This is a genomic window from Prevotella sp. P6B1, from assembly GCF_000702825.1.
Taxonomy (GTDB): domain Bacteria; phylum Bacteroidota; class Bacteroidia; order Bacteroidales; family Bacteroidaceae; genus Prevotella.
The window spans coordinates 233,367-249,986 of sequence record NZ_JNKF01000010.1 but is presented as its reverse complement, the minus strand read 5'-3'; the positions used below and the strand labels follow the sequence as shown (position 1 = coordinate 249,986).

Below are 16,620 nucleotides of genomic sequence, written 5' to 3'. Positions count from 1 at the left end.
GCCTTAGCAATAATGGTAAAAAAGAAAGAATTCGACCCTAAGGTACAGTGGGCCAAGTTTATTGGCGTACTGGTACTGTATCTGCTCTTCCTCTATTGGGTAGGAAGTTGGTGGGGGCTGCTGGTGATACCTTTCATCTATGACGTGTATATCACCAAGAAGATAAAATGGCAGTGGTGGAAAGAGGCTGAAAAGCCCGTGAAGTTCGTGATGTCGTGGATTGATGCCCTGGTGTTTGCACTGGTGGCCGTCTACTTCATCAATCAGTTCTTCTTCCAGAACTATGTTATTCCATCAAGTTCGTTGGAGAAGTCGTTGTTGACCGGCGATTACCTGTTTGTATCAAAGGTAAGCTACGGTCCTCGTATCCCACAGACACCATTGACCATGCCGCTTACTCAGCATACCCTGCCTGTTGTGGAGTGCAAGAGCTATATAGAGTGGCCCCACTGGGACTATCGCCGTGTAAAAGGCTTAGGCAACGTGCAGTTGAATGATATCGTTGTGTTCAACTATCCCGCTGGCGATACCATCTGTACAGCCTTGAACTATCAGACAGAGTATTACAATCTGTGCTATGGCTATGGTCTTGGCAGCTATCCAAATATGCCCAACCCCGATTCCCTTTCTGCTGAACAACGACTGAAGTTGTACAGCGAGGTCTATGAGATAGGAAAGAATGTGATTAAGCAGAATCGTCAGGAGTTTGGTGAGATTGACACCCGTCCAACTGATCGTCGGGAGAACTACGTGAAGCGTTGTGTGGGACTGCCTGGACAGACGCTGCAGATTAAGAATCATGTGGTATATTTGGATGGTAAGGCCAATAAGGAGCCCGACAACGTGCAGTACACGTATGAGTTGAAGCTGAAGCGCCATTTTACTGACGAAGAGATGGAAGAGTGGAACATCACTCGCGAGGAATTGGTATCGCTCAACAATAATGGATATATGCCACTGACTAATCGTGTGGTAGAAGCGATGAAGAAATGCAGTGATCTGGTAGAGCGCATCTCGTTTCATAATGATGTTGAGGAATGGAGCCTGTATCCGCAGAATGGTAATCTACATTGGACACGTGATAATTATGGTCCGATCTGGATTCCTAAGAAAGGTGAGAGCATCCAGCTGACACTCGACAATCTGCCCATTTATGAGCGTCCTATCCGTGCTTATGAAGGTAACGACCTGCAGGTACGTGATGGTAAAATCTACATCAATGGTCAGGAAACCAATAAGTACACCTTTAAGATGGATTATTACTGGATGATGGGTGATAACCGTCACAACTCGGCCGATTCTCGCTATTGGGGATTTGTGCCCGAGGATCATATCGTAGGTAAGCCTATCTTTATCTGGTGGTCGAGTGATCCCGATCGCAATGGCTTCTCAGGCATTCGTTGGAGTCGTATCGGCAATATTGTTGATCATATTAAGTAAGCCAGACCTATGCAGGTTTTGCTCAGTACAACCTACTTCGGCCCGGTGCAGTGGTATCAGAAACTGCATCGGGCTGACGATGTACTGATAGAACAATGGGAGAGCTTCCAAAAGCAAACCTATCGCAATCGTTGCCTGATAGCGACAACTAATGGTGTTCAGGCATTGACGGTACCTGTTGAGCGTAGTAACTCACCACTTATCAAGGACATCCGCATCAGCGATCATGGCAACTGGCGTCATCTGCACTGGATGGCTTTGCAGAGTGCTTATGGCGAATCGCCCTTCTTTGAGTATTATCAGGATGATATCCATCCGTTCTTTGAGAAACGTTGGGATTATCTTCAGGATTTCAATGAGGCTATCTGCAGCAAGATGTGTGAACTCATCGATATACGTCCGCATGTGTCGATGACGGAGAGTTATGCTCATGTTGCAGTATGCGATTATCGTGATATGATCAACCCTAAACACCCGGTACCCGATCCAGACTTTGTGGCTAAACCCTATTATCAGGTTTATGCTGCTAAGCATGGATTCCTGCCGAATCTGTCAGTCTTAGATCTGTTGTTCAATATGGGACCTGAGAGTATATTCTATTTATAACAATTGGTATGGAAACTTAAAACCAAAACTAATGAAACGTCAATTACTTCTAACTATAACCACCATTATTGCCTGGACAGTTCATGCCCAATCGCATTTCTACACCTCAGAGAAACTGTCGAGCAACCAGATTACTCAGATATGTCAGGATCAGGAAGGTTATATCTGGATTGGAACAGAGTATGGCCTGAATAAGTATGATGGTTATCGTTTTACCAATTATCTGCATGAGAGCGGTAATAAGAATACCATTAACAGCAATGTCATCTCTTATCTGTTTGAAGATGCTGACGGTACACTCTGGGTGGGAACTCAGCTGGGTCTGAACCGTTATATTCCGAATGAGAATCGTTTTGAATCTGTTGAGATGAAAGGGGCTACCAGTGTACCGAGAATCAATTCAATTGTTCAGGAAGATGCCCATCATCTGCTGGTTGGAACTGCCGGTTATGGATTGTTCCGATTGGATACACGCGATAATTCCACCAAGATGCTTGAAGGCTATGCTAAAGCGGACAACCACTACTTTAGCTACATCTATATCGATAATAAAGGCTATTTCTGGAAATCAGGACATGGTAATTCCATTATTCGGCGTTCGCCCAAAGGCAGACTCGAGGAATTCATGTCGCCTTATGGTATGGTGACAGGATTCGTTGGTTATCAGGGTGGGGTGCTGATTGTTTGTAATCACGGTTTATTATACTATCGGGATGGAAAAATGATGACCGACTTTATCGATCCAGGTGAGTTGCGTGGCAAGGATCTGCTGTTACGTACTGCTAAGTGTGATAAAAACGGGAATCTGTTTATAGGAACCATGGGTAACGGCTTGTGGTGGGTGCCTCGGGGAGAGAGCAGGATGAAGCGTTATGACCATCAGACGGCTTCGATGGACTTGAACACTGCTACCATCTGGGCTCTGTTTCAGGATAAGCAGGAAAACCTATGGGTGGGCTGTCAGAATCGTGGCCTGTTGCTGATTCCTCAGCAGCAGTCGCCTTTCCGTTCGTGGCGGTTTGTTGATCAGCATATTAGCACGGGTGGTTCGCTGACGTCTATTTGTGCAGGCGATAATGGCATGACCTGGTGTGCTGTCCAGAATAATGGTGTTTTTGGCTTTGATGCACAGGGGCGTATCGTTGCTCATCCTCAATCGCCAGAAGGTACCTATCTGATTTATCGCGATGGATTGGGACAATATTGGATCGGTACCAATGCGGGACTTTATGCCTATAATCCTTATACCGGACAGTCACAGTTGAAGTCGTCATTCAAGAGTGGTTTTGTTAATACCATTACCGACGATGGCAAGGGAAGGCTGTTTTTCTCTGTCTATTCTTTAGGTTTCTTCCTGCTTGATACGAACACTGGTGAGCAGAGGCATTTTAGTATGTATGACGGTGATGGTCCGAAGGGGCGCTTACACAACGACTGGATAAAAAAGTTGATGATGGATAGCAGGGGTAAGCTCTGGATATGTACCTCTTCAGGCATCAACTGTTACGATCCGATGGAAGACAGCTTCCGTTCAAACGGTTGGGAGGTTCTCCTCGACTATAATTCTGTGGAATCGGTTTGTGAAACAAGTAACCATCAGTTGCTTTTTGGAACGAATACGGGACTCTATATCTACGACGAAAAAGAGAAACAGACTAAACCCTTCACTGCCGAAAAGTGTATGAGCGATAAGGTGGTTGTTGGTATCGTTGAGGATTTCTTGGGCGACCTGTGGATCAGTACCACAATGGGACTATGGCAGTACAAGACTGCCGATCGTCAGTTCGTGGGCTATCTGTATGGCAATGGTCTGGCCAGTCGCGAATACGTGGGTGGTGTGAATATGCGTACTGTCGATGGCAGAATCTGGTTCGGATTCAGCGACGGCATCACATCTTTTCGTCCAGAAGCACTTAAGCGGGTTCATTCTGATATCGGACAAGTACATCTCACTGGCATCTATGTAGGTGGTGTGGCACGTCCAAGCAGTAAACATATCGAACTCGATTTCATCGATAATACTTTCTCTTTAGAGTTTTCGTCGTTAAACTTTGCCAATGCTGAAAACGTTATCTATGAATACCGCTTAAACGGCACACATGACTGGGGACAGACGGATGCCGGCCGCAATACGGTGTCGTTTACGCATATGCAGCCTGGTTCATATATCCTTGAAGTCAGGGCATACGATAACGGTATCTATACAGATGTTGAGGTGTATCATATCATTGTGCATGCCCCTTGGTATCGTTCTTCATGGGCGTACCTTATTTATATATTAGGTGTTATAGGATTACTCGGAGCATTAGTATGGAACTATCTACGCCGTCGTAGGCAAGAACTGGATGAGGAGAAAATGAAGTTCCTGATTAATGCTACTCATGATATCCGCTCACCGCTAACACTGATTATGAGTCCGCTACATAAGTTGATGAAGCGCGATTTCGATCCAGATGTGAAGAACGATCTGAAAACGATTGAGCATAATGCCCAGCGTGTACAGAACTTGGTGACTCAGATACTCGACATTCGTAAACTGGACAAACAGCAGATGACGCTACAATGTCAGGAGACGGATATGGTGCAGTATGTTGGCAATCTGTTGAAATCGTATGAGTACACTGCCAAGGAACGTGATATCACCTTCCGCTATACACCCACACTTGATAAACTCAATGTGTGGTTCGACCGTAAGGCCATTGATAAGGTAATTGATAATCTGCTGTCTAATGCCTTCAAGTATACTTTTGACAGAGGAGAGATTGAGGTGCGTGTATCTGAAGAGCATGGAACAACTGCTGTACTGCAAGTGATAGATAATGGTATGGGTATCAAAGGCGACCCTACCAGACTGTTCGATAGATTCTATCAGGGTGACAGCTCTCGAAGTATGCATATAGAAGGCACTGGCATTGGACTGAATCTCTGTAAGATGATGGTGGAGATGCATCATGGCACTATTGAGGCTGCTGCTCGCATTGACGATCAAGGAAGTGTCTTTACAGTACGTTTACCATTAGGCTACGAGCATCTGAAGAAAGAAGAGATGCTGATAGTTGAAGAGACAGAAAAAACAACCCGACAGAGAGCACAAACCAATTATCGGGTCATGATTGTCGACGATGATGAAGAGATTGGTAACTATATCTCTCAAGAACTTGGTGCTTATTATCATATCACACCTGTTACCAGTGGCCGCGATGCACTCCGAATACTGTTAGGTGTTGAAGCAGAAAGGCAGTTCGATCTGGTTGTAAGCGATGTCATGATGCCAGAGATGGATGGCTTTACGCTTTTGCGTTTGATTAAGACCAATATGAATATCAATCATATCCCTGTTGTCATGCTCACCTCGAAGGCTGCCGTAGCCAATCGTTTGGAAGGTTTGGAGAAAGGAGCTGATGCATTCTTGGCTAAACCATTCGATATGGAAGAACTTCACATGGTGATAAACAACCTGATTAGTAAAAATCTCCGATTAAAAGGTAAATACTCAGGTTCCCAGCAGCAGAAGGATAAGGTGGAAGAGGTACAGGTGAAAGGAAACGACGAGGTGCTGATGGAACGTATCATGAAGGTGGTGAATGAACATTTGGACGATAGCGATTTCAGTGTCGAGATGTTGAGTAGAGAGGTTGGCGTCAGTCGTGCTCAGCTACACCGTAAAATGAAGGAGATGACAGGATTGTCGGTTAGCGAGTTTGTCAGAAACATCCGTTTAGAGCAAGCTGCGCGTCTCTTGGAGGAGCAGAAAATCAACGTTACACAAGTGGCCTACACCGTAGGATTCAGTAATCTGGCTCACTTTTCAACGGTATTCCGCAAACAGTTTGGTCTTTCCCCCACTGAGTATATGGAGCAAAAAGGGCCTAAAAATCAAGGTTGATACAAAAATGAAATGAAACGAAACATACGTTAAAGCCCCTAAAAAAGAATCTGCCTATCTTTGCGGCAGATTTTTTTATCGTTCAAATTAATTATTAACTAACAAACCAAACGTATGAGTTTCAAAGCAAAGAAAACAGCCTTAGTTGCAGGATTGTGCTTCTTTAGCATGGTCACCGCACAGCAGGCTTCGGCAGCTACCGAATCAGTAGCTTCCGTTCAGCAAACGAAGCAGGCAACCGGTTATGTATCCGACACACAGGGTCCACTGATTGGTGCCACGGTCAAGGAGAAAGGTACCAGCAATGGTACTGTTACCGATTTCAATGGCTTCTTCACTCTTAATGTTAAGCCAGGTGCTACGCTTGTAGTGTCTTATGTTGGCTATGTATCGCAGGAAATCAAGGCCGGCGATAACCTGAAGATTAATCTGAAGGAAGACGGTCACATCGTTAACGAGGTGGTTGTTATCGGTTATGGTACCCAGCGTCGTGAGGCCGTTACGGGTTCTGTAGCCAACATCGGTGGTGAGAAACTGAACCAGATTGCTGCAACCAACGCTGCTCAGGCTCTGCAGGGTCGTGTAGCTGGTGTGCTGATGACACAGACAGGTTCTAAACCTGGTGATGAAATGCAGATCCGTATCCGTGGTCAGCGCTCACTGAGTGCAAGTAACGACCCCCTGATTGTGCTCGATGGTATTCCATTCATGGGTCAGCTTTCAGATATCAATCCAGCCGACATCAAGTCGATGGATATCCTGAAGGATGCCTCTGCTACCGCTATCTATGGTTCTCGTGGTGCAAATGGTGTTATCATCATCACAACCGTTAAGGGTGCTCAGGGTACCCCTGCAAAGGTTACCTATAATGGCTATGTAAGCTTTAAGAAGGTTTTCCATAAGTATCCTATGATGGATGGTCCTACGTTCAACAAGTTCCGTCAGTATGCTGGTAAGTATAAGAACTCACTCGATGAGAACGAGAATACTAATACCGACTGGCAGGATCTGTATTACAAGACAGGTGTAAGCCATAATCATGATCTCAGCGTAGCTGGTGGTACCAATGGTGGTAGCTACAGCTTTGGTGCAGGTTACTATCACGATGAATCAGTTCTCCCTACTGAGGGTTACGACCGTATCTCTGTTCGTGGTAACTTCGACCAGACTGTTGGAAAGTACTTCCGTTTCGGTTTAAGCACCAATAACAGCTATCGCAAGACTCAGGGTGTAAACAATATGTATAATGTACTTAGCGCATCTCCACTTTCAAGTCCTTACGATGAGAATGGTAATCTGAAGCGTTACAACACTCTGCCTGCAGATGATCAGGTTGTTGTAACCAAAGAGACTGTTGAGCGCGATAAGGATGTATGGTTGAGCGAAAACAAAGGTATCGGTTCTTACAATACGTTGTTTGCAGAGGTTAAGTGCCCATGGATAGAGGGACTGAACTATCGTGTAAATGTAGGTCTGAACTTCCGTAGCTCTAAGGGTGGCAGCTTCACTGGTACTGGTGTCAATAATAAGGATGCAAATGCTGTTAACAGTGGTAGTATCTCAGAGAATCAGACTCGTAACTGGGCTGTTGAGCATCTGTTGACCTTTGATAGAACCTTTGCTGAGAAGCACAACCTGAATGTTGTAGCTATGTATTCTGCCGAGCAGACTACATATGAGTCTACAGGTGCTTCGGCTCAGGAGATTCCTGCCGACTACATGCAGTATTATAATCTGTCGTACGCTACAGGCGAAGTTAACCTGAACAACTATAGTTACTGGCAGAGTGGTCTTATCTCTTGGATGGGTCGTGTGATGTACTCTTATGATAATAAGTATATGCTTTCTGCAGCCCTCCGTTCTGATGCATCTTCACGTCTGGCTAAGGGCCATCAATGGCACACCTATCCTGCAGTAAGTGCCGGTTGGAACATTTCTCGTGAGCAGTTCATGGAGAATCTTACTTGGATTGACAACTTGAAACTGCGTGTAGGTTACGGTGAGACTTCAAACCAGTCTATTAACCCATATTCAACCTTGGGTACCCTTTCAATCCGTAACTATAACTTTGGTGACACCTATAAGGCTGGATATTATGTATCATCTCTGCCTAATGTGGATCTTGGATGGGAGTATTCTAAGACATGGAACTTCGGTCTCGACTTCTCTTTGTTCAATGGTCGTCTGTCAGGTTCGTTCGAATACTATGTTCAGAAAACAAATGACATCCTGCTCGATGTAACTATGCCTTCAACTTCTGGCGTAAGCAGCTATACTGGTAACATTGGTAAGACTGAGAATAAAGGTTGGGAGTTAACTCTTAATGGCATCATCATTGATAACAAGAATGGATGGAGCTGGGATGCCGGTATCAACCTCTACGCTAACCGTAACAAGTTGACATCTCTGGCTTCTGGTCAGGATCGTGATGAGAGCAATCGTTGGTTCGTTGGCTATCCAATCGATGTTATCTACGACTATGAGTATGAAGGTCTGTGGAACGAGAGTGATATCGTTAAAGGTCCTGATGGCAAGACCAATCTCGAGGCTCTGGTAAAAGGTGGAAATGTGGGAATGATTAAGGTGAAGTATACTGGCGACTATGACGCAAACGGCATTCCTACTCGTCAGATCGGTCCAGAGGATCGTCAGATCATCAGCATGGAACCAAAACTGATGGGAGGTTTCAATACTACAGTTGGTTATAAGAACTTCGACCTGACTGTAATCGGTGCGTTCCAGGTAGGTGGTAAGTTGATTTCTGCTATCCACTCTTCAAATGGTTACCTCAATATGCTGACAGGTCGTCGTAACAACCTTGACGTTGATTACTGGACTGAGGAGAATACAGGTGCCAAATACCCCAAACCAGGTGGTATTCAGGATGGTGATAACCCCAAGTTCGGTTCTACTCTTGGCTATTTCGATGCTGGCTATCTGAAGATCCGTGCCATCACTCTTGGTTACAACTTCGACAAACTGAAGGCTATTAAGGATCTCGGCATCAGCCGTCTGCGCCTCTATGCTACTGTTCAGAATCCATTCGTTCTCTTCTCACCATTCAATAATGAGAGCGGCCTTGATCCTGAGACCAACTCTTGGGCTAACCAGAACACTGCTGTTGGCTATAGCGAATATTCTGGCAAGCACAAGATGCCGATTGTGGGTTATAACACACCTGCAACCCGCAACTTCCTCTTTGGAGTAAACGTAACATTCTAATGAATCATTAAAGAATAAAGAGTTATGAAAACTAAAAGTATAAAATTTATTCTCGCTGCGGGTTTGGTTTGCTGTGGTCTTTCCACAACATTCACCTCTTGTAGTGAAGTGCTCGATGAGCAGCCACGCAGCACTTTCGACCCATCATTCTTCACAACGAAGACGGGTATTGAGGGCGGTCTGACATCGCTCTACGCTCACCTGCGCTATTTCTATGGCAATGGTTATTATCTGAACACACTGGAGACAGGTACCGATGAATATACATACGCCCAGTCGGCCGATGGCAACTTTAAGGATGCCGACCTTTCTGGTGTAGGTTCTGTTACTTCTACCAGCACTGTTGCTGGTGGTGCTTGGGGCACATTGTTTGCAAATATCAATACCTGTAATGGTATCATTGAGAATGGTGCAGCTGCAGGTATCGACGATGCACTGCTCGCTGAGGCTTATTTCTTCCGTGCATTCGACTACTTTATCCTGGTGCAGACCTATGGTGGTGTGCCCCTTGATCTGGGTGCTGGCGAACTGAAATTCAATACAACAACTGTTCGTACTTCTGTACGTAACACTGTTCCTGAGGTTTATAAGGTTATCTTCAGTGACCTGGAGAAGGCTCTGTCTGATCTGCCTGATAATCCTCGTCTTACAGGTTCTGCAACCAAGAATCTGGCTCGTTTGTACCTTTCAAAAGCTTACCTGACATACGCATGGTGGTTGGAAAATCCAAACAATATTCCTACCTATCCTGAGTGCAGCCGCGACGCTGGTCAGGCTCAGAGCTACTTCCAGAAAGCTTTCGATATGGCCAAGGCGGCTATCGACAATCCTGGCCCTTATGGATTGCAGCCCACATTCTATGATGTTAATGTAGCTACCAACGACCGTAACTCAGAGATTATGCTCTATGCTGATCACAATGAGAATGAGAAGTTTGGTAACGGTGGTGCTGGTTACGGCTGGGGTAATGGTGGCTCACCTGAGAACTTTGCTTACTGGATGGAGACCTGGAACTATACAGAAATGATTGCAAAGACCGATAGAAAGAATGATAAGGGTGAAACTGTTTATATCAACCCCGTTCAGCGTGAGGCTGTTCAGGCTCTTGGACGTCCTTGGACACGTATGGCTCCTATCGCCGACAACTTCATGGAAGGTGGTGTATGGGAAGATGCTGTAAAGGCTATCGACTCTCGTTATGATGCAACTTTCACACTGCGTTATCACACCAACTGGCATAAGGCAGGAGGTAGCGATGCATTTGTATATGGTGCCAATGGTGAGAAGGTCTATCCAAATGATGTTTACTTCAGTTGGATTCCTGAAAGCGAGGATGAAAACATCAACTATACAGGTGCTGATGACAAGCTTGGTTTCGGAGAAATGCCTGGCCGTGCTGACTTTGTTGTAGCTGTTAACCACATCAGTCGCAAGAAGTACCCCATCAACTGGAAGATTGGTATCTATCGCACAGATAATGATGGAGGTCTTGGTTCAAAGGTTAATGGTGGTAGCCCACGTCCTTGGAACATTGCTAAGTTCTCTGAGTTCTATTTGATTGCTGCTGAGGCTGCTGTTAAGATTGGCAAGAACGATGATGCAAAGACACTGGTTAACGTGCTCCGTGCCCGTGCTGGTAAGCAGACTTTCAATCAGAATGACAATGTTGCTGTTTCTATTGATAAGAGTGCAGAAATGGTTGCTGCAACTCCTGCCACTATCACTATAGACTTCATTCTTGATGAGCGTAGCCGTGAGTTCTGGGGTGAGGGATACCGTTGGTTTGACCTTGTTCGTACCCAGAAGTGGGCTGAGCGTGCTGGTACATACCGTATCGCTGGTGCTGGTTACACCGATAAGGATCTGCAAACAGTTAAGCGCGAAATTCCTGCAGGTTACTATATCCGACCTATTCCACAGGACCAGCTTGAGGGTATGGAGATGAGTGATGAAGAGAAGATTGCTTATCAGAACCCTGCATACAGAGATTAAATATTGATTAGTTAGTTTATTTGCGAACGGACCGTCCAATTGGGCGGTCCGTTTTTTCTTTCTGTATTTAGTAAGGATAACTGGAATTGCTTACCACTTATCGTGGGTACGAATGTCATCACTCCAACGATGATCCTTGGGGAAAGACTGACCATTCCAGGCTTTTACCTGTGTCCAAGGCTGGGGGGCATCAGTCCAGAACGGATGATTGGCTGGCAAACCCAGAGGCATCAGGCTGAGGCTTGTGAGATAAAGCGAACCATTGTTGGTGTACCAGTCGGCTACTTCGGGCTGCGAGCCACAGAAGCCGATAGTAAGATAACCGGCATCGTTAAAGTTCTGCTGATAGTCGAACATACGGTGATGCACCTTGGTAAGGGCAGCGCGAACCTGTCCGTTACTCAGTTCCTTAGGCAGCTTCTGATACCAGGCTATCAAGGCCAGAGTCTGCATAGCTGCTGTGCGGTAGGGGATAGAACGCCCTATCACGGGGAAGGTGCCCTCTGGCGAGATGAATCGCTCAAGGATGATAGCAAACTTCTGTGCACGCTTCAAGGCGCGGTCGTAATACTTCTGATAGTCGATACGTGTGTTGGCTTTGGCATCGACCATGGCCTGCAATGTCTCAAGATACATGGCATGGAACACATAGCTACTATAGTAGTCAAAGGCAAACACAGGTCCATCGGCATACCAACCATCGCCCACGTACCACTCTTCAACCTTACGGCAGGCGGTGTTTACGCGAAACTCATCGTACTGAGCACCAGCCTTTGCCAATAGGCTCTCGATGGTAGATGAGAACAGGAACCAGTTGGTATAAGGTGGATCAATCTTTCGTAGGGCTTGGAACTCTTTGATGTAACGCTGCTTGGTAATCTCGTCGAGTGGTTGCCATAGGTTGTCCCAAGCACGCAGGAATGACTCGGCTATATAGGCCGCATCAACTAAGTTCTGACCTGCCTTACCCCAACAGAGATAATCGGGCGAGGTGGGGTCAACGGCGTTTTTGTACGCTGCTAAAGCCCATTGGCGTAGCTGACGACGCTGTATGCCTTCAGCAGTATTGTCATCAGGCAGCGATAACCAAGGAGCAATGCCTGCCATCAGGCGTCCGAAGGTCTCCATATAGACTACTGAACGGTCGCGATTATCGAATGATGGCGAGAATTCTGTTTTCATGTTCTTCTGCAGTTCGCCTTTGGCCATATTCTCCAGTACGGGCTGAGCCATCTTGTAAGCTAACGAGCACCAGTATTGGCGGTCATTCTGTTCTGTGGTCTTTGTCTTTTTGGCTTGCGTTGGTATGGCTAATAGAAGTCCAAATACCAACAGGGTTGTTATTCTTTTCATTGTATGACTGTTATTAGTGGATTATTGATATTCTTCAGATAGTTGTTGCTCAGGAGTTGCCACTCTGCGAAAGTCTTGACATCGTAGTTACTCCATGCCGAACCGAAATAATAAGTATATGGCAGTCCCTTGTATTTGCGGACAATACCTATGCCATGGCTCTTATTACCTTTCAGCATAGTAGTTTCATCAACACCATCAGGAAATAAGGTGCCGACGTATATCTGTGATTGATTAACCTTGGGGTTGTCGGTAGGGTCGGCATAAAGCACATAGTCCTGTCCCATTGCCAGTTGACCGTCGCCATTCATGACAACACCCGATGCCCATGCTGTAGGTTGTTTGATGCCATCGTACCAAACCGTTATCTTATTATAATGCGAGCCTCGGTCCAAACTGATTAATCTGTGCTCTGTAACGCCGTCGCTGTTGGGATGGTAGGTAAGCTCTACAGTGAAGCGGATGGGGCCGTTGTCGAGTATCTTATAGTCTTTATAACAATAGGGGAATACCAGTTCGCCGTTTTTCATCAGTGCTGGCGCACCGCAACCTAAACTGGGTCCAACGGAATAAACATCGAGTCCATCGCCGTGGTCGTGGTGGAACGAGCTGGCAATATAGATGGCGTTGCCCTCCTTGGGGTGACCTGCTTTCTTCAGCGAGTCTCGCTGTCCCACACCCCATAGGTGTAGTTTGTAGCGCTTATCTACTACTAATTCCTGTGTACTTTTAGTCCATACGTCAGTTCCAAACGATTTCTCACCGTTGCGCTGTAAGGCGGGGCCGTACACACGATAGGCTGAGCGATCGTTTTCCCAAGCGAAATCATCGATGCGTTCAGGATAAGCTTTTCCGAAAACAAACGATTTGTACGCTGACGGAGAGCCCTTGACAATTGTGAATTCTGCTTTACTCTTGGGTAAAACAGATACGTACAGCAATAACTTACCATCGTACGATTTCTGATAGGCTTGCTCCTGTCCGAATCCGTTCTTGATGACGAACGACTCTTGAGCGGTGATGCCTAATAGGTTTTGAACTGTTTGTAGATTCGCTTCAACCACCTCCTGGCGTTGATGGTCGGTAGGGTTGGATACAGAGAGCGTGATTTGCTGAGCGTGAGCACTTAGTCCCAGTGTGGTCAGCATGAATGTAATGAGTAGTTTTTTCATTTGATACAATATCTGATTTGTTGTTTAGTTTTCGATGATTTCACCGTGAGCACGATGCGATACATCTCTTGTCCCCACATGCCTTGCAGCAGTGGATCGAGTTGTTTGCTGATATCCTCGATAGAGGCTTCCAGCTGATTGGCGTTATAGCTGATATGTTTCAATGCATGACGATTGGTGGTTATCAGCATCAGACGGGTGGGAGCGGTGGTTTCGTTAAGTTCGAAGTCCTCTGTGACAATAATACCTGATTTCATCGCAGATATAGTTCGCTTCCATGTCTTAACCTTTGCTTCTGCGGGGTATGCGCCTGCGATGTCAAGCGTCAGCTGACCATCTTTGTGGCTAATGACTCTGGCAGCAAAATCCTTACCGTCCTTCTGGTCGATGCCGTTAATCTGAGGTAGATTGTGGTAGCCTGACTGCATAGTCCAAATCTCATAGCGTCTGTTGCTGAATGTCTTGGCTGTATATTCGCCTACACCTGGATCAATAAACAAAGGTTCGCCATCCGCATAAACCACAAACGAGCCCACATCGTTATGATTATGACTCTCACCATTATGTCCGCCTTTAAATGCCGTAAAAAGGCCACCACGTCGCGCGGTCATGATTTGTAGATTAGGCAACCATGCGTCCTTAATTAATGGCTCCTGAGGTTTTTCTGCAATGAAATGACGAATATCCCGTAAGAAAAACAGCTCGCGCCCCAATGTAGGAAAGTTCCCGCTCTTGTCGTAGAGCTTGGCAGGCTGGGTCAGCACTTGCTTAGTTCTACCCAGATAGGCTCCAAACTCCCTCATCGTCTTGTCGTTGAGCCAATAGCCGAATGGATAGACAATGTTGACCTGTTGCACAGCTTTGTTCTCGTGTGCATCGGCAAAGTTCACGCAGTAGTCATGACCGATATAGGTTTTATAGGTATAGGTAGCCATCTTTCTGATTTTATCAGCTGAGGCGTCAAAACATGAGCCGTCAGGTAGCAGCCTCAGCACCTCGAACATCGAGGCTGCTGCTCTGTCCCAATAGCCAGGACCTTCGTCGCAACCGCCATCCTCGGGATAGGCATCGATAAAAGCCTGAGTGGCTTTTTCTATTTGGGTGATGGCTTCGGCCTTACGGTCCTCGTTCTTTTCGCAGATAAGCACACAAGCCAGCCAGTTACTGCATATCCATGGGTTCCAGTTCATGCCGGCAGTCTTCCACCAGTAATCTTTGGTAAGTGCAGGTTTCAGAATCCGGTTTTCTATCTCTTGGTCTATACGTTTACAGATGTCGGGCGAGAAGTTGTTCAACTGTTTTTCGAGCATATATCTGGTCCAGACGATGAGGCTGGCAGTCTCGGCGTTAAAGAGGTCTACCTCTTGGAGTTCTTGCAGCGGGATTCGTTTACCATAGTGGGCAGGGATACCCCACCAGGTTTCTTCGCAGAAACTTCCGATACCATTGATGATATCGGAAGTAAATCGTTTTTTTCCTTCTACAATCTCTGCCATAACGAGTGCTGCCAGATGACGACGTTTCTCAAAGCAGATGCCCTCGTAGTTCACGCGATTGCCAGTTATCTTGTTCTCTGCAAACACAGTCCATGGTAGGGCTGTCCATGCTTTGCCCAGGTACTGTTCGCCATATGCTATATAGCTCTGTTTCATCTCTTGCGGGATGGAGTCGCGCCAAAAGGCATCTTCAGCCTGTGGTAGCAGACTGGCTAAACTGAGGGTTATCGTCAATAACAGATTCATCGTTCAATATATCTTACGTATTCACATGCAGCTAACAAGAAGGCACCCACGCCGAAGTTGGCCTGAGAGTTGGCGTTGATGACCTGACCAGGGATGGCACGATCGCCAATAGGCTGTACGTAGCCAACCTTTCCATCTCTCTGTAGTGCGATGGTTGTCAGATAGTTCCAGGCTTTCTCAATGGTTGCTCCGAATTCTTTTTTTGAGAGATAACCATGATTAACGCCCCACAGCAAACCATAGCAGAAGAAAGCTGTACCGCTGGTTTCGTAACCAGGTGCCTGTTGGGGATCCATCATCGAACGGGTCCAGTATCCTTCGGGTTGCTGAAGTCTCTTGACGCCACGGGCCAAATTGACATATTTTTCGACGAAGAAAGGCTGGCGTACGTACGATTCTGGCATGTCCTGCAGCACTTTGGCCAGTCCGGCCAGCACCCAACCATCACCACGCGCCCAGAAATCCTTTTTACCTGCCTCGGTCTTGTGTTTTGGATATACATATCGGCCGTCACGGAAGTAAATTCCTGTTTCCTTGTCGAGCATGATACTGTCGCTATAGCAAATGTTATCATAGAGCTTGCGCAGGTATTTTGTATCGCCGGTGAGCTTATACATCTTAGTCAGCGCGGGCATTACCATGTAGAGGGCATCGGCCCACCACCAATAGTCGTTCGCCTTAGAGTTGGCCTCATAGCCCATCACCTCTTTGGCGCGTGCCACTTTTTTCTCATCGGGTGCCAGGTTATAAAGATCGATATAGGTCTGGAAGCATATCTGCCAGTCGCCAAAGAGTACATAGTCCTGTCCTTCGCCATAATTCTTATATTTCCAGTTGGCAGGATTGGGCTCAGTGGCGCCTTTCCACTGGTTATGTTCTGCCCAGCGTATGCTATAGTCCAGCATCTGCTGATCTTTCAGCAGTTTATATACCTCCATATTTCCTGTATGGTAGGCGGCATTGTCCCAGAAGGAACGGACCTCAGCGGGATTGTTTGTCTGCCAGTAGGTGTTTACCTGCCGGATGACATCCTTCACCTCATTGGCTGTCCAGTGTCGTGCATGAATAGCAGTTATACTCAGCAAACACGCTAATAATAATAACTTTCTCATTTCGTTTGTCTTAGTTTCGTTGCAAAGATACGAATATCTTCATAAAAAACGCGAATCAATAAGTTAATTCTTAATAAAAGGGGCAGTCTAAGACT

General features: G+C 46.2%; 9 protein-coding genes. 5 read left to right on the top strand and 4 right to left on the bottom strand.

Annotated elements, in window-relative coordinates:
- The first annotated feature begins 12 nt into the window (after window positions 1–12).
- The 5 genes from lepB to T495_RS0101965 all read left to right on the top strand — a co-directional run bounded on the left by lepB (window position 13) and on the right by T495_RS0101965 (window position 11,146).
- Complete coding sequence (lepB, locus tag T495_RS0101985; RefSeq protein ID WP_028902823.1) at window positions 13–1,440, top strand: signal peptidase I; 1,428 nt, start codon at window positions 13–15, stop codon at window positions 1,438–1,440.
- A gap of 9 nt (window positions 1,441–1,449) precedes the next feature.
- Window positions 1,450–2,046, top strand: coding sequence for a WbqC family protein (locus T495_RS0101980; RefSeq protein ID WP_028902824.1), 597 nt, complete (start codon window positions 1,450–1,452; stop codon window positions 2,044–2,046).
- Between the two features lie 31 nt (window positions 2,047–2,077).
- Entirely contained in the window at window positions 2,078–5,932 is a 3,855-nt protein-coding gene (locus T495_RS0101975; RefSeq protein WP_033147399.1) for a two-component regulator propeller domain-containing protein, read from the top strand.
- Between the two features lie 168 nt (window positions 5,933–6,100).
- A complete protein-coding gene (locus T495_RS0101970) occupies window positions 6,101–9,154 on the top strand; it encodes a SusC/RagA family TonB-linked outer membrane protein (protein WP_369793223.1) in 3,054 nt (1,017 codons plus the stop codon).
- A 24-nt stretch (window positions 9,155–9,178) separates the two neighbouring features.
- Window positions 9,179–11,146 (top strand): RagB/SusD family nutrient uptake outer membrane protein, encoded by a 1,968-nt coding sequence (locus T495_RS0101965; RefSeq protein WP_051651801.1) that lies wholly within the window; start codon window positions 9,179–9,181, stop codon window positions 11,144–11,146.
- Between the two features lie 90 nt (window positions 11,147–11,236).
- On the opposite strand, the gene T495_RS0101960 is transcribed toward T495_RS0101965, so the two are convergent.
- The 4 genes from T495_RS0101960 to T495_RS0101945 are packed head-to-tail and all read right to left on the bottom strand — an operon-like array spanning window position 11,237 to window position 16,525.
- Entirely contained in the window at window positions 11,237–12,499 is a 1,263-nt protein-coding gene (locus T495_RS0101960) for a DUF2264 domain-containing protein (protein WP_033147398.1), read from the bottom strand.
- Window positions 12,496–13,671 (bottom strand): DUF4861 family protein, encoded by a 1,176-nt coding sequence (locus tag T495_RS0101955; RefSeq protein WP_033147397.1) that lies wholly within the window; start codon window positions 13,669–13,671, stop codon window positions 12,496–12,498. Before T495_RS0101955 ends, T495_RS0101960 begins: the two co-directional genes overlap by 4 nt.
- On the bottom strand, window positions 13,668–15,413 hold the full coding sequence (locus T495_RS0101950) for a heparinase II/III family protein (protein WP_033147396.1): 1,746 nt from the start codon (window positions 15,411–15,413) through the stop codon (window positions 13,668–13,670). Before T495_RS0101950 ends, T495_RS0101955 begins: the two co-directional genes overlap by 4 nt.
- Window positions 15,410–16,525: a glycoside hydrolase family 88 protein gene (locus T495_RS0101945; RefSeq protein ID WP_033147395.1), complete on the bottom strand. Its 1,116-nt coding sequence runs from the start codon at window positions 16,523–16,525 to the stop codon at window positions 15,410–15,412. The genes T495_RS0101950 and T495_RS0101945 overlap by 4 nt, the downstream gene beginning before the upstream one ends.
- Between the last annotated feature and the right edge of the window lie 95 nt (window positions 16,526–16,620).

Bases quoted from the DNA above. Each gene is read 5' to 3' on its own strand.
- lepB (WP_028902823.1), top strand. From the start codon at position 13: ATGGTAAAAAAGAAAGAATTCGACCCTAAGGTACAGTGGGCCAAGTTT.
- T495_RS0101980 (WP_028902824.1), top strand. From the start codon at position 1,450: ATGCAGGTTTTGCTCAGTACAACCTACTTCGGCCCGGTGCAGTGGTAT.
- T495_RS0101975 (WP_033147399.1), top strand. From the start codon at position 2,078: ATGAAACGTCAATTACTTCTAACTATAACCACCATTATTGCCTGGACA.
- T495_RS0101970 (WP_369793223.1), top strand. From the start codon at position 6,101: ATGGTCACCGCACAGCAGGCTTCGGCAGCTACCGAATCAGTAGCTTCC.
- T495_RS0101965 (WP_051651801.1), top strand. From the start codon at position 9,179: ATGAAAACTAAAAGTATAAAATTTATTCTCGCTGCGGGTTTGGTTTGC.
- T495_RS0101960 (WP_033147398.1), bottom strand. From the start codon at position 12,499: ATGAAAAGAATAACAACCCTGTTGGTATTTGGACTTCTATTAGCCATA.
- T495_RS0101955 (WP_033147397.1), bottom strand. From the start codon at position 13,671: ATGAAAAAACTACTCATTACATTCATGCTGACCACACTGGGACTAAGT.
- T495_RS0101950 (WP_033147396.1), bottom strand. From the start codon at position 15,413: ATGAATCTGTTATTGACGATAACCCTCAGTTTAGCCAGTCTGCTACCA.
- T495_RS0101945 (WP_033147395.1), bottom strand. From the start codon at position 16,525: ATGAGAAAGTTATTATTATTAGCGTGTTTGCTGAGTATAACTGCTATT.